This window comes from Burkholderia sp. LMG 13014 (genome assembly GCF_905232215.1).
GTDB lineage: Bacteria > Pseudomonadota > Gammaproteobacteria > Burkholderiales > Burkholderiaceae > Burkholderia.
The window spans coordinates 1-1955 of record NZ_CAJNKE010000849.1 but is presented as its reverse complement, the minus strand read 5'-3'; the positions used below and the strand labels follow the sequence as shown (position 1 = coordinate 1955).

Genomic DNA, 1955 nt, shown 5'->3' with positions numbered 1-1955 from the left:
TTTCGAGTACGACGTATATGGGCGGCTGGTTCGCAAGTTGAGTGGTCACGGGCCTTCCAAAGAACTGGCTCTCGAGTACGACGATTGGAATCAGCTAAAGACCGTCGTGACGAAGGACCGGCTTGGCATCGCGACGACGCATTTCGAATACGACGCGTTCGGTCGGCGGATTCGGAAGCTCAATGGGGCTTATGCGAGTACGGACTTCCTGTGGGATGGCATGCGGCTTGTGCAGGAGACGTATCACGATCGTCAGGGTGAGGAAGCGCTGACGTATTTGTATGAGTCCAACAGCTACGTACCGCTCGCACGGATCGATCAGGCGGCGCCCGCGGCGAACGATGACGATGCGCGCGACACTGTCTACTATTTCCATAACGACGTGTCGGGGTTGCCCGAAGAGCTGACCGACGTCGACGGCGAACTGGTCTGGCAGGCTCGCTACAAGGTGTGGGGCAACGCAGTTCAGGAAGAATGGATCGCGCGAGCGCCGCAGCGGCCGGCGCTGGCGTGGGGCGAAGTGCAGGCGGCCGCGCCAACACCGACCCGTGCGCCGCGGTCACAGAATCTGCGCTTCCAGGGGCAGTATCTGGACCGCGAGACCGGGCTGCACTACAACACCTTCCGGTTCTACGATCCGGATGTGGGGCGGTTCATCAATCCGGATCCGATTGGGCTCGCAGGCGGCGCCAACTTGTATCACTATGCAGGGAACCCGCTAACCTGGATTGACCCGTGGGGCTGGTGTCGCCGAGGCAATCAGGCGACCAAGAACCATATGGATAACGTCAGAGATCAATATCTTGCTGATAATCCGACTCATACGCATGTTGCGGGTGGACGAAATCCTGTTACCGGAGCGGAACGTCCGGAGACCTACCTTCCGCCGGTAAGCGGGGGCGGACGTAAAGGAAGCTCTTATACAGACATGACATTCAGGGATGCTCAAGGCAATCGTATTCATATCCAGACGGTCGACAAGGGTTCGGTGAACGGGATGTCGCAGCGGGAATGGGCAAATGCGAATCGCATCACGCAACAGGATCCGAAGGCGATTGTGATCACGGTCGTGAAAGGCGCGCCACTACAACCTGGCGACCTGAATACGGCGACAATGCTGCCTGGCACTGTCACTATTAAATGAAAGAAAGGAGTTCGTTTTGACCACCAAGATGCCGACGTTGCAGACCTTCATGACCCCAGTCGACGAAGCGGTGTTCTCGGATCTGCTGAAAGCGCAAATTCCGCAAGTCAAGTTTATCGACTCGTATATCTGGAGCTTGCCGGTTCCCCCTGCCTACGACAGCATGACAGAGTGTAATGGGCAACCGTTTTCCGATATCGTGATCCTTGACGAGGCAATTTGCTCAGTTGAGCGATACGCGCAAGAATTCATGGCACCGCACCCAGGCGGATCTGGTTATATGGGGTCCATGGAAGGTCCGGGAGCAATTCAGTTTCTTCGATCCCACGAGGCGGACTATGCGCCGGGATGCCTACGCGATGGCCGTCTCGCGGCATCCTATGATTCCGACACCGATCCAGCGACGGACGTCTTTGTCAAACTAGTCTGGAAAGTGTTCAAGAAATTTGCGCACAAGACGTTCGTGGTCAACCGCGAAACGGGAGTGGTAAATGAAAAACCAGAGGCTCGATTTTTTGCGGGACCGGATGCCGCTGCGAAGTTCGACGGTATGGACGGACACTATCTGACGAATAACGCGTTCTTCTATCTTGTGGCGCAACCGTCCAAGTAAAATTCGATCGTGCCGCCCGAGATCAAAGGCAAGATTGCGAGCGGGTCGGGGAACGTATACGTCAACAACAAACCGGCGGCGCGGGCAGCGAAGCCAGGCGATCTCGATACCGTCGCGTGTACCGATCATCCCGGGCCGCAGATGATTGCCGACGGATCGGGCAGCGTTTATATCAACGATCAACCGGCCGCACGGGTC

Annotated in this window: 3 protein-coding genes; all 3 read left to right on the top strand. The window is 56.9% G+C overall.

Translation table 11 applies throughout. From position 1 onward, the window contains the following. Window positions 1-1144 (top strand): RHS repeat-associated core domain-containing protein (locus JYJ84_RS35360; RefSeq protein WP_205187077.1); only part of this gene is annotated, 1144 nt, incomplete at its 5' end. 16 nt (window positions 1145-1160) lie between these two features. Then, complete coding sequence (locus JYJ84_RS35355; RefSeq protein ID WP_122947793.1) at window positions 1161-1757, top strand: hypothetical protein; 597 nt, start codon at window positions 1161-1163, stop codon at window positions 1755-1757. Window positions 1758-1766: 9 nt separating this feature from the next. Continuing rightward, the coding region (locus JYJ84_RS35350; RefSeq protein WP_205190188.1) for a PAAR domain-containing protein at window positions 1767-1955 on the top strand (189 nt) is incomplete at its 3' end.